At 57.9% G+C, this 26,427-nt stretch carries 27 protein-coding genes; 14 read left to right on the forward strand and 13 right to left on the reverse strand.

Translation table 11 applies throughout. The annotated features are described in order from the left end of the window. Positions 1-294 precede the first annotated feature (294 nt). Entirely contained in the window at positions 295-999 is a 705-nt protein-coding gene (locus Q1A43_RS17240; protein ID WP_299923030.1) for a hypothetical protein, read from the reverse strand. Further along, complete coding sequence (locus Q1A43_RS17245) at positions 971-1,255, reverse strand: hypothetical protein (protein ID WP_299937222.1); 285 nt, start codon at positions 1,253-1,255, stop codon at positions 971-973. The genes Q1A43_RS17240 and Q1A43_RS17245 overlap by 29 nt, the downstream gene beginning before the upstream one ends. A gap of 178 nt (positions 1,256-1,433) precedes the next feature. Here Q1A43_RS17245 and Q1A43_RS17250 point away from each other — a divergent pair, with 178 nt between their 5' ends. Beyond that, positions 1,434-1,898, forward strand: a complete 465-nt coding sequence (locus Q1A43_RS17250) for a hypothetical protein (protein ID WP_299923034.1) — start codon at positions 1,434-1,436, stop codon at positions 1,896-1,898. A 98-nt stretch (positions 1,899-1,996) separates the two neighbouring features. Here the strand turns inward: Q1A43_RS17250 and Q1A43_RS17255 are convergent, their stop codons facing one another. The 4 genes from Q1A43_RS17255 to puuE form a co-directional block, all read right to left on the reverse strand. Beyond that, positions 1,997-3,355: a nucleobase:cation symporter-2 family protein gene (locus Q1A43_RS17255; protein ID WP_299923050.1), complete on the reverse strand. Its 1,359-nt coding sequence runs from the start codon at positions 3,353-3,355 to the stop codon at positions 1,997-1,999. Between the two features lie 61 nt (positions 3,356-3,416). Beyond that, a complete protein-coding gene (locus Q1A43_RS17260) occupies positions 3,417-3,902 on the reverse strand; it encodes an ureidoglycolate lyase (protein WP_299937224.1) in 486 nt (161 codons plus the stop codon). A gap of 50 nt (positions 3,903-3,952) precedes the next feature. After that, positions 3,953-4,771, reverse strand: a complete 819-nt coding sequence (locus Q1A43_RS17265) for a bifunctional allantoicase/(S)-ureidoglycine aminohydrolase (protein ID WP_299937226.1) — start codon at positions 4,769-4,771, stop codon at positions 3,953-3,955. Next, positions 4,768-6,180 carry an allantoinase PuuE gene (puuE, locus tag Q1A43_RS17270; RefSeq protein WP_299937228.1) on the reverse strand — a complete coding sequence of 471 codons (1,413 nt, stop codon included), beginning with the start codon at positions 6,178-6,180 and terminating at the stop codon, positions 4,768-4,770. Before puuE ends, Q1A43_RS17265 begins: the two co-directional genes overlap by 4 nt. Before the next feature lie 149 nt (positions 6,181-6,329). On the opposite strand from puuE, the gene uraH reads away from it, so the two are divergent. Both uraH and Q1A43_RS17280 read left to right on the forward strand, forming a co-directional pair. Continuing rightward, on the forward strand, positions 6,330-6,689 hold the full coding sequence (gene uraH / locus Q1A43_RS17275; protein WP_299923058.1) for a hydroxyisourate hydrolase: 360 nt from the start codon (positions 6,330-6,332) through the stop codon (positions 6,687-6,689). Positions 6,690-6,768: 79 nt separating this feature from the next. Then, positions 6,769-6,957 carry a hypothetical protein gene (locus Q1A43_RS17280; protein WP_299923059.1) on the forward strand — a complete coding sequence of 63 codons (189 nt, stop codon included), beginning with the start codon at positions 6,769-6,771 and terminating at the stop codon, positions 6,955-6,957. 27 nt (positions 6,958-6,984) lie between these two features. Here Q1A43_RS17280 and Q1A43_RS17285 read toward each other — a convergent pair whose 3' ends face one another. Continuing rightward, positions 6,985-7,458, reverse strand: a complete 474-nt coding sequence (locus Q1A43_RS17285) for a VOC family protein (RefSeq protein ID WP_299937230.1) — start codon at positions 7,456-7,458, stop codon at positions 6,985-6,987. 51 nt (positions 7,459-7,509) lie between these two features. Between Q1A43_RS17285 and smpB the strand changes: the two genes are divergently transcribed. The 4 genes from smpB to Q1A43_RS17305 all read left to right on the forward strand — a co-directional run bounded on the left by smpB (position 7,510) and on the right by Q1A43_RS17305 (position 10,512). Further along, positions 7,510-7,983, forward strand: coding sequence for an SsrA-binding protein SmpB (gene smpB, locus Q1A43_RS17290; RefSeq protein ID WP_299923061.1), 474 nt, complete (start codon positions 7,510-7,512; stop codon positions 7,981-7,983). Between the two features lie 103 nt (positions 7,984-8,086). Next, positions 8,087-8,377, forward strand: a complete 291-nt coding sequence (locus tag Q1A43_RS17295; RefSeq protein WP_299923063.1) for a hypothetical protein — start codon at positions 8,087-8,089, stop codon at positions 8,375-8,377. 93 nt (positions 8,378-8,470) lie between these two features. After that, complete coding sequence (gene sseA / locus Q1A43_RS17300) at positions 8,471-9,328, forward strand: 3-mercaptopyruvate sulfurtransferase (protein WP_299923065.1); 858 nt, start codon at positions 8,471-8,473, stop codon at positions 9,326-9,328. After that, entirely contained in the window at positions 9,328-10,512 is a 1,185-nt protein-coding gene (locus tag Q1A43_RS17305) for an amino acid aminotransferase (RefSeq protein WP_299937232.1), read from the forward strand. The genes sseA and Q1A43_RS17305 overlap by 1 nt, the downstream gene beginning before the upstream one ends. A gap of 216 nt (positions 10,513-10,728) precedes the next feature. Here the strand turns inward: Q1A43_RS17305 and Q1A43_RS17310 are convergent, their stop codons facing one another. From Q1A43_RS17310 to Q1A43_RS17330, 5 genes are all read right to left on the reverse strand, one after another. Then, positions 10,729-13,674, reverse strand: coding sequence for an error-prone DNA polymerase (locus Q1A43_RS17310; protein ID WP_299937234.1), 2,946 nt, complete (start codon positions 13,672-13,674; stop codon positions 10,729-10,731). Between the two features lie 128 nt (positions 13,675-13,802). Next, positions 13,803-14,708, reverse strand: coding sequence for a metal ABC transporter permease (locus Q1A43_RS17315; RefSeq protein WP_299937236.1), 906 nt, complete (start codon positions 14,706-14,708; stop codon positions 13,803-13,805). Beyond that, positions 14,708-15,904 carry a metal ABC transporter permease gene (locus Q1A43_RS17320; protein WP_299937240.1) on the reverse strand — a complete coding sequence of 399 codons (1,197 nt, stop codon included), beginning with the start codon at positions 15,902-15,904 and terminating at the stop codon, positions 14,708-14,710. The genes Q1A43_RS17315 and Q1A43_RS17320 overlap by 1 nt, the downstream gene beginning before the upstream one ends. Positions 15,905-15,910: 6 nt before the next feature. Then, positions 15,911-16,705 (reverse strand): zinc ABC transporter ATP-binding protein AztA, encoded by a 795-nt coding sequence (gene aztA, locus Q1A43_RS17325; RefSeq protein ID WP_299937242.1) that lies wholly within the window; start codon positions 16,703-16,705, stop codon positions 15,911-15,913. Between the two features lie 3 nt (positions 16,706-16,708). Then, positions 16,709-17,665 (reverse strand): zinc ABC transporter substrate-binding protein, encoded by a 957-nt coding sequence (locus Q1A43_RS17330; protein ID WP_299937244.1) that lies wholly within the window; start codon positions 17,663-17,665, stop codon positions 16,709-16,711. Between the two features lie 219 nt (positions 17,666-17,884). On the opposite strand from Q1A43_RS17330, the gene deoC reads away from it, so the two are divergent. The 5 genes from deoC (at position 17,885) to rlmH (ending at position 23,119) form a co-directional block, all read left to right on the forward strand. Continuing rightward, positions 17,885-18,889 (forward strand): deoxyribose-phosphate aldolase, encoded by a 1,005-nt coding sequence (gene deoC, locus Q1A43_RS17335; RefSeq protein WP_299937246.1) that lies wholly within the window; start codon positions 17,885-17,887, stop codon positions 18,887-18,889. Positions 18,890-19,110: 221 nt separating this feature from the next. Then, on the forward strand, positions 19,111-21,453 hold the full coding sequence (locus Q1A43_RS17340) for an aldehyde dehydrogenase family protein (RefSeq protein WP_299937248.1): 2,343 nt from the start codon (positions 19,111-19,113) through the stop codon (positions 21,451-21,453). A 137-nt stretch (positions 21,454-21,590) separates the two neighbouring features. Next, the gene (locus tag Q1A43_RS17345) at positions 21,591-22,118 is read left to right on the forward strand and encodes a hypothetical protein (RefSeq protein ID WP_299923082.1); all 528 of its coding nucleotides are present in this window, start codon (positions 21,591-21,593) and stop codon (positions 22,116-22,118) included. A gap of 155 nt (positions 22,119-22,273) precedes the next feature. After that, a complete protein-coding gene (rsfS, locus tag Q1A43_RS17350) occupies positions 22,274-22,648 on the forward strand; it encodes a ribosome silencing factor (RefSeq protein ID WP_299923084.1) in 375 nt (124 codons plus the stop codon). Further along, positions 22,649-23,119: a 23S rRNA (pseudouridine(1915)-N(3))-methyltransferase RlmH gene (gene rlmH / locus Q1A43_RS17355; protein WP_299937250.1), complete on the forward strand. Its 471-nt coding sequence runs from the start codon at positions 22,649-22,651 to the stop codon at positions 23,117-23,119. Between the two features lie 64 nt (positions 23,120-23,183). On the opposite strand, the gene Q1A43_RS17360 is transcribed toward rlmH, so the two are convergent. After that, the gene (locus tag Q1A43_RS17360; protein ID WP_299923088.1) at positions 23,184-23,987 is read right to left on the reverse strand and encodes an undecaprenyl-diphosphate phosphatase; all 804 of its coding nucleotides are present in this window, start codon (positions 23,985-23,987) and stop codon (positions 23,184-23,186) included. 226 nt (positions 23,988-24,213) lie between these two features. Between Q1A43_RS17360 and Q1A43_RS17365 the strand changes: the two genes are divergently transcribed. Together Q1A43_RS17365 and Q1A43_RS17370 are read left to right on the forward strand one after the other, a co-directional pair. Then, positions 24,214-25,650, forward strand: a complete 1,437-nt coding sequence (locus Q1A43_RS17365) for an NAD(P)-dependent oxidoreductase (protein ID WP_299937252.1) — start codon at positions 24,214-24,216, stop codon at positions 25,648-25,650. Positions 25,651-25,884: 234 nt separating this feature from the next. Further along, entirely contained in the window at positions 25,885-26,328 is a 444-nt protein-coding gene (locus Q1A43_RS17370) for a GFA family protein (RefSeq protein WP_299937254.1), read from the forward strand. The last annotated feature ends 99 nt before the right edge of the window (positions 26,329-26,427 follow it).

Here is a 26,427-nt window from a genome sequence, read left to right on the forward strand (position 1 = left end):
TTCTGCCTTTCAGGCATTGGATGCAGGCATGTTTCCTGCGGGCATAAAAAAACGGGCCAGCGGCCCGTGCGTATTGTCCGGTGGGTGATGGGTTTGGCCCCCAGCACTCCGCTGTTGAGGGGGATATAGGGGAGCAATGCGATTTTAGCAAGGGGATTCGCGCAGGTTCTCCGGTTCACCACAGGGGAAGCCATTCGGGCACCAACCGCCTCCGCCCTTCATCTTGCCAAATGAACTCTGGGGATCTGGGGCAACGCCCCCGCCGGTCGCAGCGCTAAGGCACTGCGAAATCCATCACGATACTTCAATCACGCTTTTGTCGATTGAAAGAACATAGCCACGCCGCGCAATGTTCTTGACCAAAAGTTCCGAGACCAACTGATTGCCTAACCCATCACGCAACCGCTTGATGCGTGTCGCACCCGCGGCCTCTTCACAATCGGTTTCATTGCGCCCCGAAATCACCGCTTCGATCTGGGCCCCGGTCATGATGTCATCATCCATCCGCGCCTCGGCCAAAACCGCCATGGTTTCCATCATCGCGTCGGTTAATTTGAACCCCATCGTATTCAGGTACACTTTGTTCTCTGCCCGCGAGATCACCAAGGAACTGACTTCGATGCCCGACCGCTCAATTGTCGCCATGCGCCGGTTTAGCGCGACCAGCATCACAAGAAACACCATTGCGGCGATCAACATGGCGGCGGCGAAAATCAACAAAACAAAGATCACCATGCGATAGCTTGTCAGCGTGTCGCCAAAGGCGGTGCCGCTTTGGGCCAGAATCTCCAACAGTTTCACCACGGGTTGGGCGGTGAGGTTATCGTTTTCGACAAAGATCTTTTCGACCCGCGCATTAAACGCGTTGGCGTCGGGCAGGGTTAACAAAAGCATCACACCAGACAGCACAAGGATCGCCACGATGACGGCGATCCCAATAGTGACGATCCGGTTGCCTGCGCGCAGGCTGTCAGTAACGGAGGTAGTACTCACCAGCATTTGCCTTTTTCGCGCCCGAAGGCGGGTTTTGTGACAGACCCACAACATTCAGCAAGGTCCAACCACCGGCAGACACCCGCCGGCTTGCCAATCCTGCGGCTTGTCCCGCGCTTGGGCAAGACCCCCGAAGTGACAGGATGCCGTAGTGAAGGCGGAGGGGATTATCCTTTTTGGCTTTGTATTCGACAAAGCAATCGGCCATCGCTCCGGTGGGAAGGGCGAGCGCGATCAGAAGGGGGGCTATGAAATGTCTCATGTCCCCAACCTGCTCCGAGCGGCGATGAAATTCAATAACACGCAGCAACGATGAGCTTTTTCAGGGCGGATATTTGATAACCAAGCGCTGTTATTGCCCGATTTCGAGGGGGAAGGGCAGGGTTGGTCTATCGGCGCTGATCTGCAGCGCAAGGATTTAAACCCGAGAGGAGAACAACATGTCTGCCAAGTTCATAACCGGTGTTTTGACCGCCGCTGCCCTGATCACGGCGCTCGCCGCCGCCCCAGCCCAAGCGCGCAATAACAATGATGCCTTTAAGAAAGTGGTGATCGGCGCGACGACCTTTTACTTACTCAACGAATTGATCCGCGAAGCCGAACGCAACAATGGCGGCAAGGTTATCATTGGCCACGGGCGCGATAACGGACGCGGTCATGGTGGCCACGGTGGGTACAAAACCAAAAAGCCGCCGATTCCCAAACATTGTATCCGCTCAACCCACGGCAAAAAGTCAGACCGCCGCCGGGTCGCGACGCGCAATTGCCTCAAGCATAATTATCGTGGGTTCAAGCGGTTGCCCAAAGCCTGCAAAACATCGTTCTGGCAGCGTGGCAACAAGCGCAAAGGTTATGGCGTACGCTGCCTGCGCAACCACGGTTTCCGCGTCTCCGGTCGTCGGTAACGTCTAAAACGAGCAGTCCCTCGCATGGGCGAGGGATGGGGGCCTGTCCCGCCCCTGCGTGAAGGGCCCCAGATCTTGGGGCCCTTCTTTGTGTTCGGTCAGTCCAAGTTTTCGGGCAAAACCAAGTTCAGGATGATCGACAGCGCCGCAGCAGGAAGCAGGCCGGAGGTCATCAGGATTTTTGCCGTTGCAGGCAAGTGCTGCAATGCATCGGGTTCCAGTTGCAGGCCAAGGCCAACCGCCAAGGATACCGCGAAGATCACCATGTTGCGACGATCCCAGGTCACGTCCGACAACATGTTGATACCTGCCGCCGCGACCATGCCGAACATGACAATCACTCCACCGCCAAGAACATTGATCGGAACGGTGCGGATGATCGCGCCAATCATCGGCACACAACCCGCAAGGATCAAGAAGATCGCGCCGATTGTGACCACATGGCGGCTCATGATGCCGGTCATGGAGATCAGGCCGACGTTCTGGCTAAAGGAGGTGTTGGGAAGACCGCCAAACAGACCGGCGATGGTTGTGCCAAGACCGTCCGCAAAGGTGGCCCCGGTGATTTCCTTGTCGGTGGCTTCGCGACCTGCGCCGCCTTTGGTGATGCCGGATGTATCACCCACAGTTTCGATGGCCGAGATTACCGCCATAAAGCACATGCCGATCACGATGGCCCAGTTGATCTCCCAACCCCATTTAAACGGTTCGGGAAGGGCAAAGAGCGCGGCTTTGCCAACATTGCCGAAATTCACCTGACCCATGGCCAGTGCCACAACATAGCCAACGATGATGCCGACCAGAACGGCGGCGACGGAGAGCATGCCTTTGGTAAAGAATTTCAGCGCCAGTGTGACGACAATCACCACGATGGCCGGGAACCACATGGCGAGCGTGCCGTATTCGGGTTTGCCTTTGAGAGGCACACCACCAGCAGAATACTGAATGCCGACTTTGACCAAGGCCAAGCCGATCATCAACACGATCAGGCCGGTGACAAGTGGCGGCAAGGCAAAGCGGATTTTGCCGATGACCGTACCAAGGATGAAGTGGAAGATGCCGCCGATAACCACACCGGTCATCAAGGCCCCCATGGCCCCGGCTCCTTGGCCCGCCACGGCGGGGATCATCACAGGCAGGAAGGCAAACGAGGTGCCTTGGACGATGGGCAAACGTGCGCCAACCGGACCCATGCCGATGGTTTGAAACAGGGTTGCGATGCCCGCAAATAGCATCGACATTTGGATCATATAGGTCATGTCAGGGAAACCGAGTGCCCCCTGATCCGAGCCAAAGCCAAAGCCCGCGGCCCCGGCGATGATAATAGCGGGGGTGACGTTTGAGACAAACATCGCCAGCACGTGTTGAATGCCCAGTGGCACGGCCTTTGCCAAAGGCGGGGTAAAGTTGGGATCGGCCAGCTGTTCTGGCGTCCCTAGCGCGTTTCCGGTTGTCATTTAATGTCCTCTCGGTTGGGGTGGCGGCCTTTCTTTTGGAGCCGTCCACCATGGGGTGGCCTTATGGGCCGGTGATGAGCACAGGCTCCTCCATCCTGTGTTCGACTAGATTGGTGGTGTTGCCGATCCGATCGAGGACGGCAAAAAGACCGGGGGCGTGCAGCGGGGTCAAAACCCCATGCCACGTGCCCCGGTGAAAGTTGATCGCCTGACCGGGTTCGGCCAGAAAGGCGTGGATTTTTCCGGGCGTGTCACCGGCGTCGGCGGTGATGACCAGCCAAGGGTTTTGATGCATCGGAATAAACGCCTGAGAGCCTTCGGGATGATGTTCAAGCAGGTCGAGCGTGTAGGGTAGGCTACGCGGTTCGGCGCTAAATATATTGAGCCCCGCGCGCCCCTCAGGCCCGAAATCCAAAGTCGCCCGATCGTGAAAGCGCCTACACATCCCCGCATTGATAATCTTGTCCGGCGCGCCCGAGCAATCAAGCACGTCGCCAAACGGGGCGAAAGCGGCGGCCGTTAAGGGCAAGGCTTGGATCGTTTGCATGATGTTTCCTATATCGGGGCGAGGGGTCAGCCTCTCGCGCTCCTCATCGTTTATTTGGCGAGATGAAGGGCGGGGTGGCGGTTGACGTCTTTGTAAAGAAGGTAACGGAACGGTTCGTCGCCGGTGGCAATGCAGGCCTGTGGGCAAAAGGCGCGCAACCACATGAAATCACCCGGCCCGACCTCGACCCAGTCTTTGTTAAGCAGATAGCGGGCGGTGCCTTGGAGCACATATAGCCCATGTTCCATGACATGGGTCTCGGCAAATGGGATTAGCCCGCCGGGTTGGAAGGTGACGATATTGACGTGGCAGTCGTGGCGTAAATCATCGGGTTCGACAAAACGGGTGGTGCCCCATTTGTCGGTATTGGCCATCAGGTTGATGGGTGTTTCTTGATCAGATGCGACGAAAGCCGTCGGTTTTTCGATGCCGGGGGCCGGTTCCCATTGTTTGCGAACCCAGTGGAATTTAAGCGCTGTGTCGGCGGGGTTGGTGAGGGCCCATGTGCTACCCGCCGGGATATAAGCGTAGCCGCCGGACGATAGGGAATGGGACGCGCCGTCGATGGTCAGCGCCATCGTGCCATTGGTGACAAACAAGATGCCTTGGGCTTGCTGATCGGGTTCGGGGCTGTCCGACCCGCCGCCGGGGGCGACTTCGACCGCATATTGCGCAAAGGTTTCTGCGAATCCGGTCAACGGGCGCGCAATGATCCAAACACGGGTGTCGCGCCAGCCGGGCAAAAAGGACGTCACGATATCGCGCATGGTGATCGCCGGGATCACGGCATAAGCCTCGGTGAAAATGGCGGTGCCTTCGGGGTTTTGCGATTGATCGGGAAGCCCGCCGGGCGGAAACGCGTAACTCATATCATGTCCTCAAGGCGCAGGCGCGCGATGCGTTCGACCTGTTTGCAGGCCTCGTTGAATTCAGTTTGTGTTGGATTGGCGATGCGGCGGTCAAAAGCGGCGAGAATGCCGGCTTTGTCGTAGTCACGCACCGCAATGATAAATGGAAAGCCATGTTTTTCGGTGTAGGCGGTGTTGAGCTCCGTGAACCGGGCGCGCTCGGCATCGGTCAAGGCATCAAGGCCAGCACCGGCTTGTTCCGATGTGCTTTCGGCCGTTAGGCGCTGGGCCTGCGCCAGTTTTCCGGCCAAATCCGGGTGGGCGCGCAAGACGCCAAGGCGTTGTTCGTCGCTGGCGGTACGGAAAATACGTGCCAAGGCATTGTGGACCCCGGCAGCGCGGTCATGGGCCGGGCCAAGCTCAAGGTCCCAGGCCCCTTCGGCGATCCATGGAGAATGTTCAAACACGCCGCCAAAGCGGGCGACGAATTCTTCGCGTGCCATTTGGGATGGGCGGTTCTGGGGTTTGGGCGGGTGCGCGGCGGCCCAGTGGTCGGCAATGTCGATCCGGCGTGGCGTCCAGACATCATCATGTTTTGCAATGTGATCGAGGAACTTTTTCAGGCCTGCGATTTTGCCGGGGCGCCCGATCAGACGGCAATGCAAGCCCACTGACATCATCGAGGCTTGGCCTTCGACCCCTTCGGCATAAAGCGTGTCAAAGGCGTCAATCAGGTAGTCACCAAAGTCACCCCCCGTGACCCAACCCGGCGCACCGGAAAACCGCATGTCATTGGCTTCGAGCGTGTAAGGAATGATCAGCTGATCGCGCCCGCCAATTTGCGACCAATAGGGGAGGTCGTCATCATAAGTGTCTGAGATATAGGCAATCGCGCCGGTTTCGGCCACCAAGCGGACCGTGTTCATGCTACACCGTCCGGTATACCAACCGCGCGGTGGTTCCCCGACAACTTCGGTGTGCAGGCGGATTGCCTCGGCGATCTGGGCGCGTTCGTCGGCCTCGGGCATGTCGCGATGTTCGACCCATTTCAACCCGTGGCTGGCGATCTCCCAATCGGCGGCTTTCATCGCCTCTACTTGTTCGGGGGACCGCGCCAAGGCCGTGGCTACCCCGTAGATTGTGACCGGGATATCGCGCCCGGTGAACAGGCGATGCAACCGCCAAAACCCCGCCCGCGCGCCGTATTCATAGATCGATTCCATGTTCCAATGGCGCTGATTGTCCCAAGGCTGGGCACCGGGAATATCAGACAAGAACCCTTCGGACCCGCCGTCCCCATGCAGCAGGCAGTTTTCACCGCCTTCTTCATAGTTCAGAACAAATTGCACAGCGATTTTAGCGCCGCCGGGCCATTGCGGATCGGGGCGATTGGGGCCGTAGCCAACCATATCGCGGGGATAGCGGTTCATATTTACTTTACTCTCCCTAGGGGTATTAATCCCATAGACTATCCGAATAATCAGATAGGATTTTCAAGATTTTCCGAAAAGACTTGTAGACGCAAACTGCGCAAGACTTGGTCGGAAATGGCAGTAAATGTCGAAAAGGAGGGCAGGTTATGGCCAATGGATACCTAACTACGCATGTTTTGGACACCGCGCGCGGTGTGCCCGCCGCAGGGGTCAAGATCGCGCTTTATCGCGTTTCGGGTAATTCGCACCGCAAGATTGCCGAAACGGTGACCAACGACGATGGGCGAACCGATGCGCCGATTCTGCCGGTCGAAGATTTTAAAACCGGGACGTATGAGCTGATCTTTTTCGCCGGTGATTACTTGCGCGCGACCGGGCAGGACGGGGATGACCCGCTGTTTCTAGATCAAATCCCAATCCGCTTTGGCATGTCGGATGCAGACGCCCATTACCATGTGCCCCTGCTTTTGTCGGCCTATGGCTATTCGACCTATCGCGGGTCGTAACCTGCGGCGATGAATGTCGTGGTAATTTCATTTTGGCGGGCTAGGGTGGGGTTAGCCTGCCTCGAAAGGGATGATTGCCATGAAACATGTGCCCAAAGACACCACCGATGATGCGCTTATTCAGGAATTTCTGAAAAAAGGCGGCAAGGTCACCAAAGGCAAAACCAAACCGCCAAAGCCCGAGCTGGGATTGTCAAAAGGGACATGGGGGCAAACCCTCACCAAGGAAGAAAAAGCGGCGCGGGATAAGAACAAAGACAAGACGTAAAGTGTCGAGACACATCACCGTCTACGTCTAGACGGTCTTTGGTGTAGCAAGCCACCAGACATTGCCGCTCGGGTCCTTGATCCCGGCCATGCGATCGCCATGGGGCCGGGTGTTCGGGGCCATGAGGGATGTTGCCCCCGCTGCCAGAGCTGCTTTGCAACAGCTATCGGCATCATCCACATAAAGATGCATTTGTGAGGTGTTGGCCGGGTAATCCTCGTTTGCTTCGTTCAGCATGAGAATTGAGGTGCCAACACATAGGCGGGCGTGTTGGATGCGACCGGTTTCATATCGATCATCTTTGATGACTTTGGCGCCAAAAACGGTCTTAGCAAATTTTATGAACGCGTCGGCATCGGGCACGGTAAAATACGGTGTGATTGATCCATAGCCTTCGGGAATGATTTCGCGGGTCATAGCGGTCTCCTGAAAACACTTTGAAATGAGGGTCGGGCCAAAGATGGCTTTGCGCAAGTCAGTTTTGGCATCGCGATGTGGCATTGGGTCGGGCAACGGATGGACATGGCTTAGTGCAATGACTATCTACGCGCTATGGCTAAGAAACCCGTATCAGACCCGAATTACAAAGTGATCGCCGAAAACCGGCGCGCGCGTTATGACTATGCGATTGCCGATGACATCGAATGCGGCATCATCCTGTCGGGCTCTGAGGTGAAATCCCTGCGGGTGAACTCCGCCAATATCGCCGAAAGCTATGCCGCCGTCGAAGAGGGTGAGCTGTGGCTCGTGAACTCTTATATCGCACCCTATGACCGGGCGATGTTTAGCCATGAAGAGCGCAAGCGCCGCAAGCTATTGGTGTCGCGCAAAGAGATGTCGCGCCTGTGGAATGACACCCAGCGCAAGGGGATGACCCTTGTGCCGCTGGTTATGTATTTCAACCACAAGGGCATCGTGAAGATCAAAATTGGCATCGCTAAGGGTAAGAAAAACCACGACAAACGCGAAACCGATGCCAAGCGTGATTGGGGCCGCCAAAAGGCGCGTTTGCTTAAGCAAAGCTAAAGGGGGAACGCCGCCGCGTTCTTCCCGTACCGCTGTTAGCGCCCAATCTGTACGTTCTGCGCCGTAACCCCGATCAATTCGGGACGGTGTGGAGGGAACACTCATGGAAATGATTATTGGTCTGATCTCAGGCGCGATTGGTGGCAACGCCGCTGGTGGTTTGTTTAAGAACCTCAACCAAGGCGTGCTTATCAACTCGCTTGCCGGGATTGTCGGCGGTGGCCTTGGTGGCACGATTCTATCGGCGCTGGGCGTTGGCGGGATGGAAGGCGCGGCCGGGGCGATGGGCTCGTTCGATGTTGGCTCGATCCTCACCCAAGTTGCCGGTGGCGGCGTAGGTGGTGGTGTGGTTCTGGCGATTGTTGGGATGATCCGCAACAAAATCACCGGCTAAAGCGCATTTTAAGCAGCTGTTTGCGCTGTCTGACTTGCATGACGCTGCCCCCGGGCCTATGGACACAATGATCCATCACACCGGGGGTATGCCATGTCTTACGACGATCCCAAAACCCTTGTGTCGACCGAATGGTTGGCCAAGCATATCAAAGACCCCGATCTGCGCATTCTTGATGCCAGCTGGTATCTGCCCGCCATGGGCCGCGATCCCAAGGCCGAATATGACGCCGCGCATATTCCCGGCGCACGCTTCTTTGACATTGATGACGTGTCTGACAATCGGTCCGATCTGCCGCATATGGCTCCGACGGTTGAAAAATTCATGTCACGCCTGCGGGCAATGGGCGTTGGTGATGGCCATCAGGTTGTTGTCTATGACGGTATGGGTCTGTTCTCGGCGGCGCGTGTTTGGTGGTTGTTCCGTTTGATGGGGCAAGACAACATTGCGGTTCTGGATGGCGGTTTGCCGAAATGGCAGGCCGAAGGGCGTGAGGTCGAAGACCTGCCCCCGGTGATCCGAGATCGCCACATGACCGTGCGCCGTCAGGCCCATTTGGTCAAAGATGTCACCCAAGTGTCGGCGGCCTCTAAGCTGCGCGATTATGTGCTCATTGATGCGCGTGGGGCTGGCCGCTTCCGAGGTGAGGAGCCAGAGCCGCGTGAAGGCATGCGGTCGGGCCATATTCCCGGCGCTAAAAACGTCCCCTTTGGGATGCTATTGACTGAAAATGGCACGATGAAAGACCCAGACGGATTGCGCGCGGCTTTTGCTGCGGCGGGTGTTGATCTTGGTAAACCTGCCATCACATCCTGCGGGTCTGGTGTGACCGGAACCATTATCAACCTAGCGCTTGAGGTGCTGGGGAAGCGGGATCATTCCCTTTATGACGGGTCTTGGAGCGAATGGGGGCAGTTCCCCACTCTGCCCGTCGCCACCGGAGAAGACTGATGTTCGAAACTCTCAAAGAGCAACCTGCCGATAAAATCCTGCAGTTGATGCAGCTTTTTCGTGAAGATCCGCGCGAGGATAAAATTGACCTCGGTGTTGGCGTCTACAAGGATGCAACGGGCAAGACGCCTGTGATGCGCGCGATCAAGGCAGCGGAAAAGAAGCTGTGGGAAGAGCAAGACACCAAAGCGTACACCGGTCTTGCCGGTGATCCGGCGTTTGGCGATGCGATGATCAATCTGGTTCTGTCTGATTCAGTTGCCCGTGAGAACGTCGCCGCTGTGGCAACACCCGGCGGCACCGGTGCCGTGCGTCAGGCGTTTGAGCTGGCCCGTCTGGCGAAATCCGACGTGCGGGTTTTCGTGTCTGATCCGACTTGGCCGAACCACGTGTCGATCCTGAAATACCTCGGTATCGAAACCGTGGCCTATCGCTATTTCGATGGCGAAACCCGCGGAGTGAACTTCGACGGTATGCTGGAAGATCTGGCTAAGGCCGGCCCTGGCGATATCATTTTGCTGCATGGCTGCTGCCACAACCCAACCGGGGCAAACCTGAACCTGAGCCAATGGCAAGAGGTTGTCGACCTGTTGAACAAAACCGGTGCGGTTCCGATGATCGACATCGCCTATCAGGGCTTTGGTGACGGTCTGGAAGAAGATGCGGCGGCGGTGCGTTTGGTGGCGTCATCCGTGCCCGAATGCCTTATCGCGGCCAGTTGCTCCAAGAACTTTGGCGTGTATCGCGAACGCACTGGCTTGTTGATGTCGGTTGCGGCAGATGCGTCCAAAACCAAGCTCAACCAGGGCACATTGGCGTTTTTGAACCGCCAGAACTATTCCTTTCCACCAGATCACGGCGCGCGCGTTGTGACCATGGTTCTGACTGATCCAGTGCTGCGCGCGGATTGGGCGAAGGAGCTGGAAGAGGTGCGGACCTCGATGCTGGGCCTGCGTGAACAGCTTGCCGCCGAGCTACAGCGGGCGTCGGGTTCGGATCGGTTTGGTTTCATTGCGCAGCACCGTGGCATGTTCTCGCGTCTCGGGGCGGCTCCTGAACTGGTGCAGAAATTACGTGAAGAGCACGCGATTTATATGGTCGGTGACAGCCGCCTGAATATCGCTGGTTTGAACAAGCAATCGGTTCCAATTCTGGCGGATGCGATCATCAAGGTCGGTATCTGATTGAACTGTCAAAAGGGGCGGGCCAAGGCCCGCGCTTGATGCCTCAGCCCCCGCCTTGTGCGGGGGCTTCGCGTTGGCGCACTTGGCACATGTCGCGTTCAACAAAGAAAGTATTTGCTTGGATATGAGGTTGCCTCCGGCGGTGATATTTGAGGAAAGAAGAAGGCTTACTGATGGTTTCTTCTTTCGCTAAATATCCTGGGGGTGAGTGCGGGTTTACCCGCAGAGGGGGCCAGCCCCCTTGCCAGCAGTTTGTGCTTCGGGTGTTAGGATGGGTCTCAACAAGCCAACAGGATGGTTTTGCAGAGACAGTCTGGTGGCGACGTAATCTTCGACCACAGCTTCCCCAAACGTCATTTCGGGTAGGTTGGCGGTTGGTTCGGCGATGGCCTCCCCATCCATATCCAGAGCAAAGAGCGGGAGTTCAGGCCCTTTGGTTAGGGCGCGGGTGTCCCATTGGGCGTCACGGCGGTTTTGGCCGGTACTGGTGAAGGCGTTGGCCTCGGCGAGGCGGGTGAGGATGTCCGGCCCCAGCCCGGCCTTGCGCCAGACATCGCGTACCGATTGATAGCCATTGCCGCGTGCAGCGGTGATCCATCCCGCGTCTTCTTCGCTAAGCCCTTTAATCTGGCGGAAGCCGAGCCGTAGGGCCAGCCCGCCATCGTCGTCAGGTTCCATCATATTGTCCCAAAAGCTGGCATTGATGCAAACCGGGCGCACCTCGACCCCATGTTCGCGGGCATCGCGGACGATTTGCGCGGGGGCGTAAAAGCCCATGGGTTGGGAGTTGAGCAGCGCGCAGGCAAAGATGCCGGGATGGTGGCATTTGATCCAAGCTGAGGCATAGACCAAGAGCGCAAAACTGGCGGCGTGGCTTTCGGGAAAGCCATAGGAGCCAAAGCCCTCGATCTGGGAAAAGCAACGGGCGGCAAAGTCTTCCTCATAGCCGTTTTTGCGCATACCACGCATGAAGAGGGTACGAAATTCCGAGACGTTGCCGTGTTTCTTGAAAGTGGCGAGCGAGCGGCGCAATCTGTCAGCTTCGGAGGGGGAAAACCCGGCCCCGATGATGGCGATTTGCATGGCTTGTTCCTGAAACAGCGGCACGCCCATGGTTTTTCCCAGCACCGCACCAAGGGCGTCGGAGGGGAAGCTAACCTCTTCTTCGCCATTACGTCGGCGAATATAGGGGTGGACCATGTCCCCCTGAATCGGACCGGGGCGGATGATGGCGACCTCGATGACCAGATCGTAGAAATTGCGGGGTTTCATCCGCGGCAGGAAGTTCATCTGTGCGCGGGATTCGACCTGAAACACCCCGATACTGTCGGCTTGGCAGAGCATATCGTACACGCGCGGATCCTCTTGCGGGAGGTTGGCGAGCGTATGCGATGGGCCGTGATGGCGAGTGATGAGATCGAAAGCTTTGCGGATGCAGGTGAGCATGCCCAAGGACAAAACATCGACCTTGAGAATGCCAAGCGCGTCGATGTCATCCTTGTCCCAGCAAATCACGGTGCGTTCATCCATGCTGGCGTTTTCGATGGGGACCAGCTCATCAAGGCGGCCTTCGGTGATGATGAAACCGCCAACATGTTGGGACAGGTGGCGGGGGAAGCCGATGATTTCATAGACCAGTTCAAGGGTGAGTTGCAGCTGGCGATCATTGGGATCAAGGCCGATCTCACGCATGCGGCTTTCTTCTAACCCTTTGGCAGAGAAGAAGCCCCAAAGTTGGGAGCTGAGCGCGCCGATGGTGTCTTGGGATAGGCCCATGGCGGTGCCGACTTCGCGGATGGCACGTTTGCCACGATAGTGGATCACCGTGGCACAAAGCCCGGCGCGGTGGCGGCCGTAGCGTTCGTAGATATGTTGTATGACCTCTTCGCGGCGCTCATGTTCGAAATCAACGTCAATGTCGGGCGGTTCATCGCGGGCCTCTGAGACAAAGCGTTCAAAGACCATCGTGCCGATTTCGGGACTCACCGAGGTCACTCCAAGGCAGTAGCAGACCACGGAATTGGCCGCAGAGCCGCGCCCTTGGCACAGGATGTCGCGGGATCGGGCAAAGGCGACGATGTCGCGCACGGTGAGGAAGTAGGGTTCGTATTTCAGTTTGCCGATCAGGGTGAGTTCATGTTCGAGCATGGCGCGCACTTTGTCCGGTGCGCCATGGGGATAGCGCCAGCGCAGGCCGTCTTCGGAGAGGCGTCGCAAGCGGCCTTTGGGGGTTTCATCGTCGGTGATTTCAGAGGGGTATTCATAGCGCAGGCTGGCAAGATCAAATTGACAGCGTTCGGCGAGTTGGGCGGCGCGTGTCACGGCTTCGGCATGGGGGCTATGGGGGCCGAGGATTTTGCGCATCTCGGTTTCTGAACGCAGGCGTTGTTCGCCATTGGCGAGGCTGTTGCGGCCAAGCCGATCAACGCGGGTGCCGGTACGAATGGCCGTGAGAACATCGGCAAGGCGACGGCGGCGGCCATGATGCATACGCGGCGCGGCGCTGGCGACGGTGGGGATGTTCAGGGTTTGGGCCAGTTCGGCGTGATGGTCAAAGCGCTGGGGGTCTTGTCCGTCATATTGCGGCGACAGGGCGAGGTATGTGTTCTGGGGGAGGCGGCGCGTCAGCTGTTGCGCCTGTTGCAGCCACATGTCCGCGCCGCGCGGCGGCTGTTGCATTTGTGGAGAGGGGTGCAGGATCAGGATCAGCCCGCTCAGATCATCGGGAAGGTCGGACATATGGAGCGTGCAGCTGCCTTTTTCCGCCCGCAACCGTCCTGTGGAGAGCAGTCGACACAGGGTCGCCCAGCCTTGACGGGTGGCAGTGAGGGCGGTGGCCTCGATCCCGTCGGTAAAGCACAGGCGGGCCGCGGGGATGAGGCGGGGCACATTGGTGATGGGAAGTGAGGCTGGTTTGGCCAGATGCTTGGGGGCCGGTGGGCCAATGGGGCCATCGCGGGTTTCAAGGTCGATCCGTTCGCGAACCTGTCGGGCGATGTCACGCATTTTGGTATGGGCGCGCACGATCCCGGCGACGGAGTTCACATCGGCAATGGCAATTGCACTGAGCCCGATCAGGGCGGCACGGTCCATGTAGTCCTCGGGGTGGGAGGCCCCGGTGAGAAAGGTGAAGTTGGATGTGATGCTAAGTTCGGCAAACATGGGGGTAGCATATTCACGTTTCGTTCTAATTTGGAGTCCTGAGTTTCCTAAGTGTCAGAGAGTGATTTTCCCATGAAAAAGCGGGCCTTTGGGGGGAGATTAACGGGCAAGGTGAAAGGGACCGGACCCTAAGCGTGTCGGTGGGGCGCGAAAAGCGCCGCGAGGGTGAGAATCAAGCCCGACACCGTGGCGATCATACCTGCAGCGGAGACAGAGGCGGAGGCTCCGATCCAAAGCGGGCCATAACCAGCAAAGATATATCCGAGGATGGCCGATGCGCAGGCAAAGATCAGCGACCACGCGATCTGCGTTTCAAGCCGATTGGTCATGAGGCGCGCGGCCGCCGGGGGGCAGATGAACATCGCAATCACAATGATAGACCCGACGGCGTCAAAAGCCGCCACTGCGGCCAAGGCCGCCATCACAACGACGCCGAGGCTGATCAGAGTGGTTGGTAGGCCGAGAGAGCGGGCAAAACCTTCGTCGAAGGTTGAGAGCTTCAGCGGGCGCCAGAACAGCCATGTCAACGCGCCGACAATCAGCAGAGCAAAGCCCATGCGGAACAGTTCCGGCGGCAAACCCGCCAAAGCGGTTGGATCAACGAGGGAGGACCAGCCGACCGCGTCAAGCCAGATCAGGCTTTCGAGATTGCCGTAAAGGGCGTGTTCGACATCAAGGTGCACGCCGGATGTATCGGATTGCTCCAACAGCAACACACCGGCGGCAAACATGGCGGTAAAGACCACGCCCATGGCGGCCCCGGGTTCGACTTTGCCAAGGCGGCGGATGGCCTCGATCAGGACCACGGCAACAAGCGCCGCGCCCGCCGCGCCAAACATCATTGGTAGCGTAGTGATGGCCCCGGTGATGAGAAAGGCCACAACAATGCCGGGAAGAACGACATGGGAAATGGCGTCTCCAATAAGGGATTGACGGCGCAAGAGCAGGAAGTTGCCGGGCAAGGCGCAGGCCATCGCGGCCAACATGCCAATCACCATCGGCGGTAACGACAGGGCGACAAATTCATATCCCATCACACGGCTCCTTGGGGGCTGAGGCGGGTGTCGATTAACTTGACCTGATCGGAGGTTAGCACTTCGTCGATACGGGTCAGGCCGTCATCACGAATGGCGAGGCTGGCGAGTTCTTCGATACGGCGCAGTTCCTGCCAGCGGTTTTCATCCAAAAGCGCTTGGGCGGCGGCATTGCGGCCTTCGTCGGTTGGGACGCCATCGGCGCGCATCAAGCCCCGGCCGCGCAGCATGCGCTGGGTCATGGTTTCATATACCGGCTGCCCGTGGGCGAGGGCCAAAAGCCCCTGACGCAGGTGGACTTCGTGTTGCAGGCGGCGGTGACGCAGAGCGGATGCAAGGACACCGCGCGACGGGGCGAAAAGCAACGACAAAGCAAAGAGCGCAAAGGCGACCAAGACGATGATCGGGCCAGTGGGGAGGTCAGGGGCCGTTGCAGACAGGGCCGCGCCGACATAGCCCGATAACCCGCCGAACAGCGCGGCAAGTTGCGCAACGCGGCTTGCGTTTTCGGTCCAAAACCGGGCGGCAACGGCGGGAATGATCAGCATCGCGACAATCAGGATGAGGCCGACGATTTTGAGGCCAACAACCGTGACGGCCAAAACCAGCACCATCAGCGCCATGTCGATGCGCGCCGTATTAAGCCCTTGAACTTGCGCATACCCCTCGTCAAAGGCGGTCATCAACATCGGGCGGCGTAGCAACATCGTGGCCAGCAAAACCAGCGCCCCGCCTGTGGCGATCACCAGGGCGTCGGCACGTAACATGCCGGCGGTCGAGCCGAGCAAGAACCCTTCTAACCCGGCTTGGCGACCCGATTGCATGGTTTGGATCACAGTGAGCAACACGATCCCGAACCCGAAAAAGACTGACAAGACAGCACCAATGGCCGCGTCTTCGGGGAGGCGGGTTTTGCGGGTGATCCAGCTTACCACATAGAGGCCAGCCCAGGCCGACAGGGCCGAACCAAGCATCAGACCGGGCAAAAACCGCCCTTCGCCACCAAGCGCAACCATGACCAAAAAGGCCAGTGCCAGGCCGGGAAGGGTCGCGTGGCTAATCGCATCGGACACAAGGGCGCGTTTGCGCAGATAAAGAAACGCCCCAACCGCACCCGCCGCCACGCCCAAAGCCGTGGAGCCAAGCGTCACCAATACGGCGTTATAGCCGAGCTGAAGTGTCAGAGCCTCAAGCATGTGGCTTTATCCTGTGCGGGCAATCAACCCGTCGCCCAAACGGCCGCCATAGGTGGCGTGCAGAGCGTCTTGGGTAAAGGCATCGGCGACCGACCCTTCGCCCATGCGACGGCGATTGATCAGGAACACGCGGTCAAAATAATCTTCGACGGTTGATAGATCGTGATGCACGGCGACAACGGTCTTACCCTCATCACGCAGCTCTTTGAGCACGGCGATAATGGCGGCTTCGGTGGCGGCATCAACCCCGGCAAAAGGTTCGTCGAGTAGGTAAAGATCGGCCTCTTGGGCCAAAGCGCGGGCCAAGAAAACCCGTTGCTGTTGGCCGCCAGACAATTGACCAATCTGACGGTCGGCAAAATCTTGCATCCCGACCCGCGTCAGGCACTCCATCACTTTGTCATGATGCTTGGCGCGCACCCGGCGCAACAAGCCAAGTTCGCGAAACAGACCCATCATGACCACGTCACGCACCTGTGTCGGGAAATCCCAATCAATGCTGGCGCGTTGTGGCACATAGGCAATGCGCTGGCGCTGGGCGTCGAGCGATTTGCCCCATGTCGTCACACGGCCCGCGAGTGGTTTGACAATGCCAAGCGCGGCTTTCAATAGCGTTGATTTCCCAGCACCATTCGGGCCGATAATCGCGGTCATTGTGCCGGTTTGGATGGTCATGTCGACGGAAAAAACCACCGGCTCATTGCCATAGGACACCGTGACCCCGCGCAACGCCAAGGGGCTGTTGTCGAGGTTTTCGGCAATGGTCTGGCCATTTTCGGCGGCGAGTTCAATCGCGGTCATCTTTTATACCCCATGGCTCAGCTTGCCATCCATGCCGCCGGTCGGCACGTCGGCCCCTAAAGCACCAGCAATGACAGAAACGTTGTGGTCGATCATGCCGACATAGGTGCCTTCATAGCTGCCCGGTTCGCCCATCGCGTCCGAGAACAGCTCGCCACCAATTTTGACGTCGTGACCTTGGGCGGCGGCCCCTTCGATCAACGCGCGAATGTTGCGATCGGACACCGAGCTTTCGACAAAAACAGCGCCGATTTCGCGGGTGACGATCTCGTCGACAAGTGTGCGGATGCGCAGCAATCCGGCTTCAGAATCGGTGGAAATGCCTTGGATACCCATAACCTCAAAGCCAAACTGGCGGCCGAAATAGCCAAAGGCATCATGCGCCGTCACCAACACACGGGCCTGATCCGGCACTTGCTCTGTCATCTTGCTGGCATAGGTGCCAACGCGGTCAACCTCGGCCAGATAGATGTCGGCATTGGCGGCAAACACGGCGGCGTTTTCGGGGCGCTGGGCAATCATCGCGTCGCGTATGGCCGCAACCGTATGGTGCCAAAGCTGCGGGGCCATCCAGACATGCGGATCGGGGCGATTTTCATAGTCGGCGTGGTGAAGCAACTGATCCTTAGGGGTCGCTTCGGCCACGGCGGCGACAGGCACACGCTTGGAGAGTGTTTCGATGAAATGCTCAAGCTGCGCTTCTAGGTAGAGGCCGTTCCAGAGCAACAAATCGGCGCGGGTCATTGCGACAATGTCAGAGCGGGTTTGGCGATAGCCATGCGGATCAACGCCGGGGCCCATCAGGGCCTGAACTGTCACCAGATCACCACCAATGGCGCGGGCGGCATCGGCAATCATTCCAGTTGTGGCAACCATGCTCAACGGCCCAGCGGCAAATGCGCCTGTTCCAATCAACGGTGTTGCGGCCAGCCCAGCCAGAATCGCTCTGCGAGAAAGCATAAAAGTCTCCCTTTCGAACCCTGAATATGATAATCATTCGCAAGAAGTCAATGTTCTTGCGACTTATTCGCAATAAGAGTTCGGCAATTTGCCGTGTATTGCCTAGAAAATGAACATTACCGAACGTTTCAAAATCTGACTATTTGGTCAGAATAGCTTGAAACCTAGCCCGAGTGGGGGCTAGGGTGCGGTTTGCCTTTCGCTCTTTCGGAGGACATTATGGCGCAGTTAACAACGCAAGCCGGGGCCAGTTTGGACACACATCAGCTTCCTCAGACGATCGAACCTCGTAATCCGGGGATGGATCTGGACATGGACCGCGTCATGCATGCGCGCGCCAATCGCTCGGCCATTGAGCGCCGGGCCAAAACACTGCCCGGACGGCGGTCGGTCAAAAAGGACTATCAGGCCGCGTGGTTGGCGCGGGCGATTTCCTGTATCGACCTGACCACTTTGGCTGGGGATGATACCGCCGGTCGGGTGCTGCGTCTGTGCGCCAAGGCGAAACAGCCGGTGCGTGCCGATCTGCTAGAGACACTAGGTCTTGAAGGGCTGACCACCGGGGCGGTTTGTGTCTATCACGACATGATCCCCCATGCGCTCAGAGCCTTGGACGGAACCGGCATTCCGGTTGCTGTGGTGTCGACCGGGTTTCCGGCGGGTCTATCGCCGTTTCACCTGCGCATTGCCGAGATCGAAGAAAGCGTCAAAGCCGGTGCCGAAGAGATCGACATCGTGATCTCTCGCCGTTTGGTTTTGAACGGCGATTGGCAGGGGCTTTATGACGAAATGAAAACCATGCGCGCCGCCTGTGGTGATGCCCATGTCAAAGCGATCCTTGCGACCGGTGAACTTGAAACTCTGCAAAACGTCGCGCGCGCCTCGCTTGTCTGCATGATGGCCGGTGCGGATTTCATCAAAACCTCGACGGGCAAGGAAAGCGTCAATGCGACCCTGCCGGTCAGCTTGGTGATGATGCGCGCCATTCGTGAATATTACGAAGAAACCGGTTTCCGCGTTGGCTACAAACCGGCTGGCGGGATTTCCAAGGCCAAGGATTCGATCAACTATCTGGCTTTGGTCAAAGAGGAACTTGGGGATCGCTGGCTGCGCCCCGATCTGTTCCGCTTTGGGGCCTCTTCGCTTTTGGGTGATATCGAACGCCAGCTCGAACACCACGTCACCGGGGCCTATTCAGCCTCTTGGCGTCATGCGGCCGGATAGGTGATACATATGCGGCGATCCCTCGCCCGGCCCTGTGCCAGGCAGCGCCGGACCGCCCCCACACGGGGCGGCGTTTTCCCTATCCGTCAGCTTGTTACTGACACTTTGAATGTTCCACAGCCGGCTGGCCTGCCCTTGAATCGCACCACGCGGTCGGGCGCGGCCCTTTGTGGCCCAATCACGCTTTCACAACGCATCTTTGCATGCGGGAGACCTCCAAAATGACCATCAAGGACATCTTCGAAACCATGGACTACGGCCCAGCCCCTGAATCCGCAGGCGACGCATTGGCTTGGATCGTTGATCAAGGCAGCAAGTTCGGCCATTTCATCGACGGCAGCTTTACCGCTCCCGGCGACGGGTTTGATAGCCGCAACCCGGCCACCGGCGAAGTATTGGCGACATTGACCCAAGCCACCCAATCCGACGTCGATAGTGCCGCCGCCGCCGCGCGCAAGGCGCAACCGGCATGGGCGAAGCTTGGCGGGGCTGGTCGTGCGCGATACCTTTATGCCTTGGCGCGGTTGCTGCAAAAGCATTCGCGCCTTTTTGCGGTTCTCGAAAGCCTTGATAACGGCAAACCGATCCGCGAGGCGCGTGACATCGACGTGCCCCAAGCCCAGCGGCATTTTTATTACCACGCGGGCATGGCCCAGCTGATGGACAGCGAACTACCCGATGCCGAGGCGTTGGGTGTTTGCGGTCAGATCATCCCGTGGAATTTCCCTCTGTTGATGCTGTCATGGAAGATCGCTCCGGCGCTGGCCATGGGCAACACCGTGGTGCTGAAACCGGCGGAATGGACGTCGCTCACCGCCCTGTGCTTCGCAGATATTTGCCGTCAGGCGGGTCTGCCCAAGGGGGTGGTCAATATCGTCACTGGTGACGGCGCCGTGGGCGAGATGATCGTCAAATCCGACGTCAACAAAATCGCCTTTACCGGATCGACCGCTGTTGGCCGCCGCATCCGCGAAGCGACCGCCGGAACCGGCAAGGCGCTGACTTTGGAACTGGGCGGAAAATCCCCCTACATCGTCTTTGAAGATGCCGATATTGACTCCGCCGTCGAAGGATTGGTGGACGCGATTTGGTTTAATCAAGGGCAGGTGTGTTGCGCCGGATCACGTCTCTTGGTCCAAGAAGGCATTTCCGAGAAATTCCACGCCAAACTGCGCGCCCGTATGGACAAGCTACGCATTGGCAATCCGCTGGATAAATGCATCGACGTTGGCGCCATCGTAGACCCGGTTCAGCGTGATCGCATTGCGGCGCTGGTCGATGCCCATGGCGGTGAAGGCGAGGTCTATCAACCGGCCTGTGACTTGCCCGTGGGTTGTTTTTACCCGCCAACTTTGGTTTCCAACCTCGCTTCGGCTTCGGCATTAATGCAGGATGAAATCTTTGGTCCGGTTCTGGTCTCAACCACCTTCCGCACCCCGTCCGAAGCCGTCATGTTGGCCAACAACACCCGCTACGGCCTTGCGGCGTCGGTTTGGTCGGAAAACATCAACGTTGCGCTGGATATGGCCCCGCAGCTGGTTGCCGGAATCGTGTGGATCAACGGCACCAATATGATGGACGCCGCCGCCGGATTTGGCGGCGTGCGCGAAAGCGGCTTTGGTCGCGAAGGTGGTTGGGAAGGGCTCAGCGCCTACACCAAACCCAAAGGCAAAGCCAAAGCCTTGAAGCCGGTTGAAGCCTTCAAGGGGGACACGGCCGAACCACAGCCGGTGGATCGCACCGCCAAGCTCTATGTTGGTGGCAAGCAGGCGCGCCCCGATGGCGGCTATGCCCGCAACGTTTTTGACAAAGCGGGCAAGCTGATCGGGCAGGCCCCGATTGGCAACCGCAAAGATGTCCGCAACGCCGTCGAAGCGGCCCGTGCCGCCAAGGGATGGACGGGGGCAACCGCGCATAACCGCGCGCAGGTCTTGTATTTCCTGGCTGAAAACCTTGCGACTAGAAAAGAGGAATTCGCCAGCCAGATCAACCGCCTGACCGGTGGCAAAACCGGCGCAGCCGAGGTTGATGCCTCGGTTGATCGGCTGTTTACCTATGCGGCTTGGGCCGACAAGTTTGATGGCCAAGTGCGCCAAGTGCCGATGCGAGGTGTGGCCTTGGCCATGCGCGAGGCCTGCGGTGTGATCGGGGCGCTTTGCCCGGATGATGTACCCTTACTTGGTTTGGTCTCGGTCATGGCCCCGGCCATTGCCATGGGCAACCGTGTGGTGCTTGTCGCGTCTGAACCCTTCCCATTAGTCGCAACCGATTTCTACCAAGTGCTTGAAACATCTGATGTTCCGAGCGGTGTCGTAAACATCCTGACCGGCAATCACGCCGAACTTGCCCCGGCACTTGCCACCCATATGGATGTCGAAGCCGTCTGGTCTTTCTCGGGGGCGGATGTGTCGGCGGCCATCGAGGCCGGCGGCGCGGGTAACCTGAAACGGACGTGGGTCAATAATGGTTTGGCGCGTGATTGGATGGGGGCTGAGGGCGCTGGCCGTGACTTCCTTGATGCTGCGACCGAAGTCAAAACCGTTTGGGTGCCCTACGGCGCATAACGCTGGTGGCGCGGGGGCTCCCTCGCGCCTTACCTCATCCATTGGCGACGACGGACAAAAATATCATGGGGCATCGCGTTGTAAATCGATGTTTGTTTGACGTAAGACGGTAACAAGTTTTCCATAAGGGGATTTTAATGGGGCGCATTTGGGTTTTGGCATTGGCTTTGGCCGGTTGTACCGCAATTGATGTGGCAACCGTGAATAAGCTCAATCAACTTGACCCGATCGAAGCCGATCCGGCGGATTTTGAGATCATTGCCCACCTGCCCAAAGGGTTGGAGCTTGTTCCCGAGAGTGCGCGATTGAAGATCGAGGCCAGCAATGGCAGCGATTCTTTGGTTGAGAAATACCTATTGGATCAGGTTGCCGAAAATGGCCGCTATTCGCTTTCGTTGACGGACGAAGATGTCGAGCGTATGCGCGAATTGCAGACCGAAGCCCGCGCATGGGAAGAGCAAAGCCCCGATGACACCAAAGGTAGTTTGGGTGTCGACGTAGGCGTTTGTTTGCGCGATGACGGGCCAGATTTACAAGAACCAGTCTCGATCGACATCTCGGTTGGGTCGTTTGGTGTTCTGCCCCTGCTGCACCCGATCCCCGCTGAACTCTACCTGCAAGAGTTGAAATCAGCCGGACAACCGGTTGGTCCTTGCCTGTTTTAGGTCCTGACTAAGGCCCCTCATTGAGATTTTACCTTTGCGGTGTTATCTTGGAGTCGTTGCCCTGCGCCGGGGCTGTGACGGCGCGCTACGAATAGGAGGACAATGTCCTGTCATCTTTGGCAAATGCGGGTGATACCGCTGAGCAGGGGAACCCCATGAGCGGCGCACCCCAGGTTAACGCGACAAGTGAAGATATCCTTGCCGCAACTCTCGAAATTCTCGACGACAACAAAGCCGAAGACGTTGTGCAGGTTAACCTGCGCGGCAAATCTTCTGTGTGCGATAGCATGGTGATCTGTTCTGGTCGTTCTTCGCGTCAGGTGTCTGCGATTTCCGATAAACTGGTCGAAGAGCTTAAGCATCGTCTTGGCGTTCTGTCCAAGATCGAAGGCAAAGACACCGGCGATTGGGTTTTGATTGATGCGGGTGACGTGGTGGTTCATGTGTTCCGCCCTGAAGTCCGCGAGTTCTATCAGCTCGAAAAAATGTGGGTGCCCTTGTCCAAGGGTGTGGCCCCAACAGCGCAGTAAATGCGCGTCCATCTTTGCGTGGTGGGGCGGCTTCGTGCCGGCCCCGAACGCGATTTGATCGACGATTATCTAAAACGCTTTGACAAAACCGGGCGGGCCCATGGCCTTGGTCCGGTTTCTGTTCATGAGGTCGAAGACAAAAAAGGCGGCGGGATGGCCGCCGAAGCCGTTTTGTTGCGACGTGTCGTGCCCAAAGGCGCGGTGATCTGTGCGTTGGATGAGCGGGGGGAGGTCATGACCTCACCCGATTTTGCCGGGCGCATGGAACGCTGGCGCGATAACGGGGCACAGGACTTGGCCTTTGTCATCGGAGGGGCCGATGGAATTGAGCCCTCGTTACGGGCAGATGCTGACCGGTTGCTAAGCTTTGGCAAAATGGTTTGGCCGCATATGCTTGTGCGCGTGATGCTGTCAGAACAGCTTTATCGCGCGGCTAGCATTCTGGGCGGAAGCCCCTATCATCGGGTATAAAGGGGCGCTGCCCCCGCCCGCAAGCGGGCTTACCCGGGGATGTTTTTAGAAAGAAAAAGCCGAATTAGGAGTAGGCGATGATCAAAAGGACCACGCCAAGGATGACACGGTAAATGACGTAGGGCGTGAAGCTGACTGTCTTTAGGAGGCGCATCATCAGGGTCAGAGCTGCGAGCGCCGAAACAAAGGCCATCGCGGCAGCAATGGCCCCGTCGCGGGCGGCTTGAGCGTCGGCTGTGCTGGCGACTTCTAATCCCAGAAGTGTGCCCGAGGCGATGATGGTCGGGATCGACATCAACATCGATAGTTTGGCGGCGTCATGGCGTGTGTAGCCAAGTTTGCGCGCGCCGGTAATTGTGATGCCTGAGCGGGACGTGCCGGGGATGAGCGCGACGGCCTGCCATAGGCCCATAATCATCGCGTCTTTGAGGGTCCAATCAGTCTCGGTCTTGATTTCGGGTCCGGTGCGGTCGGCCCAGTAAAGAACAAGACCGAATCCCAGCATGGTCCAACCGATAACCGCGGTTGAGCGCATCATATCGTTAAGCCCTGTGAGTTTCAGGAACAGCCCAGCGAGAATGACGGGAATGGTTGCTATAATCAAAAGGAAGGCGAGCCGCGCCCCCGGGGTGTCTGCTTTGCCGACTAGGAGCCGGGGCAGGCCAAGTAAAACTTGTTTAACATCCGCCCAAAAGTAGAGGATGACCGCGAACAACGTGCCGACGTGGACGGCGACATCGATGACCTGTCCTTGGTCCTGAGCGCCAGTGAGATTCGGAAGAAGAATCAGGTGCCCAGAGGAAGAAACCGGTAGAAATTCGGTAATACCTTGGATCAAAGCGAGAATTAGCAAATAGGTATAGGTCATTGGCTTAGCCCAAAGCTACAATTTCGCATGTGTATAACCTATTGTATTCTTTTGGAAAGCTTTATGTTAAGTCCGAATGGGACCTTTAAAGCGCATCTAAACCTAGGTTTGAACTGTGATGTCCGTGTGACAAAGTGAATAAGGGTCAGCTTTACTGACTTTTATTCACTTTCAGGCTTGTATATGCAGGCCCGACCCAAGTTCTTTCGAGAAAGAGGCAATGCCGATGGCCAAGCAGCCGATGCTCAAGTTTGTGAATGTAGATCGTGATATGCCGGAGAAGCGGGATGCTGATCTGCGCAACCAGGATTTCGATGAGATCTATGCGGAGTTCGCCGCGGCGAAAGCTGAGGAGCAGGCGAGCCGCTGTAGCCAATGTGGTGTCCCCTATTGTCAGAGCCACTGCCCGCTGCACAACAATATTCCTGACTGGCTGCGCCTTACGGCGACCGGCCGTTTGGAAGAGGCCTATCAGGTCAGCCAAGCCACCAACACCTTTCCGGAAATCTGTGGCCGTATCTGCCCACAGGACCGTTTGTGCGAAGGCAACTGCGTGATCGAACAGTCCGGCCACGGCACTGTGACCATCGGGTCGGTTGAGAAGTACATCACTGATACTGCTTGGGAAAAAGGCTGGGTCAAGCCTGTGACCCCCACCCATGAGCGCACCGAAAGCGTTGGCATCATCGGCGCTGGCCCCGGTGGCCTTGCGGCGGCGGATATGCTGCGCCGCGCCGGTGTGCAGGTCACGGTTTATGACCGCTATGACCGCGCAGGCGGCCTTCTGACCTATGGTATCCCCGGCTTTAAGCTGGAAAAAGACATTGTCATGCGTCGCAACAAACAGCTGGAAGACAGCGGTGTTGAGTTTGTGATGAACTGCGAAATCGGCAAGGACGTGTCCTTTGCGGAGCTGCGTGAAAAGCATGATGCGATCATCGTCGCCACAGGCGTTTACAAGAGCCGTGACCTTGGTGGGCCGGGTGCCGGTGCCACGGGTATCGTCAAGGCGATCGACTATCTAACTGCTTCTAATCGTGCAGCAAATTTTGGTGACACGGTTGCGGAATTTGAGAGCGGCGAGCTTAATGCTGAGGGCAAAAAGGTTGTTGTCATCGGTGGGGGTGATACGGCGATGGACTGTGTGCGCACAGCCATTCGTCAGGGCGCGACAAGCGTCAAATGTCTCTATCGTCGTGACCGCGCCAACATGCCGGGATCGCAGCGCGAAACCCAAAACGCCGAAGAAGAAGGCGTTCAGTTTGAATGGCTGACCGCGCCCAAAGGTTTCAAAGGTGACGCAGTTGAAGCGGTGATCGTTGAGAAAATGCGCCTTGGGGCCCCGGATGCGTCGGGCCGCCAAAGCCCTGAAGTTATTGACGGTTCTGAGTATGATGAGCCTGCTGACCTTGTGATCAAGGCGCTTGGCTTCTCCCCCGAGGACCTGCCAACACTTTGGGATCAACCCGAGCTGGAAGTGACCCGTTGGGGCACCATCAAGGCCGAGTTCACCACAGGCCGCACGGCAATGCCGGGCGTCTATGCCATTGGCGATATCGTGCGTGGCGCGAGCCTTGTTGTCTGGGCGATCCGCGACGGGCGCGACTGTGTCGAGGCGGTGTTAACCGACCTTAACGCCAAGGCCGCCGTCGCCGCTGAGTGATCTAGGGACGGGCAATCAGTCCAAAACCCATCGTCGATGGGGGAGATTGCCCCGCCCAAAATCCGGCCCCCACGTGGGGTGATTTTGGCAATCTGTGCAAAACACCCCGCGTTTGGGGGAGATTGCCCCGAAACCAAGCCGCAGCCCCGGATGGGGGGCGATTCAAGATTAACACAGCTTAAGCGGCAGAGGGGTTGACCCAAACACCGCCAAACCTTGCGAAAGGGTAAAGCAATGACAGAGAAGATGGGAGGATGCATGTGCGGAGCGGTTCGTTTCACGGCGCGTGATGTGCCGACCAAATTCGGGGCCTGTCATTGTGAGATGTGTCGCCGCTGGACCGGATCGGCCTTGCTTGGGGTGACGGTGCCCGAGGGTAATGTCAGCTGGGATGATGAAACGCATTTGAAGCGGATCACGTCGAGCCATTGGGCCGAGCGTGGGTTTTGTGACCAATGCGGGTCGGGGATGTTTTTCCGGGTGACGATGCAAGGCGAGTGGTCGGGCAACCTTGAGTTTCCGATTGGCGTGTTTGACGACCCAAATGGGTTTGAGATGAGCAACGAGATTTACATCGACCACAAGCCCGACAGCTTTGCCTATGCGGGCGAGGGGCGGACGGTTTTGACGCGGGCGGATTGTGTCGCGAAGTTTGGTGTTTTGGATGAGGGGGCGTGAGGATGATCACTGAGGGACGCGCCCGAGCCTGGGTGGGCGCTTGTGACGGTGTTTCATCGAGAAGCATCTCGGTCGTGCCTAACTTTGATTGGCTATCCA

This window comes from uncultured Pelagimonas sp. (genome assembly GCF_947498515.1).
GTDB lineage: Bacteria > Pseudomonadota > Alphaproteobacteria > Rhodobacterales > Rhodobacteraceae > Pelagimonas.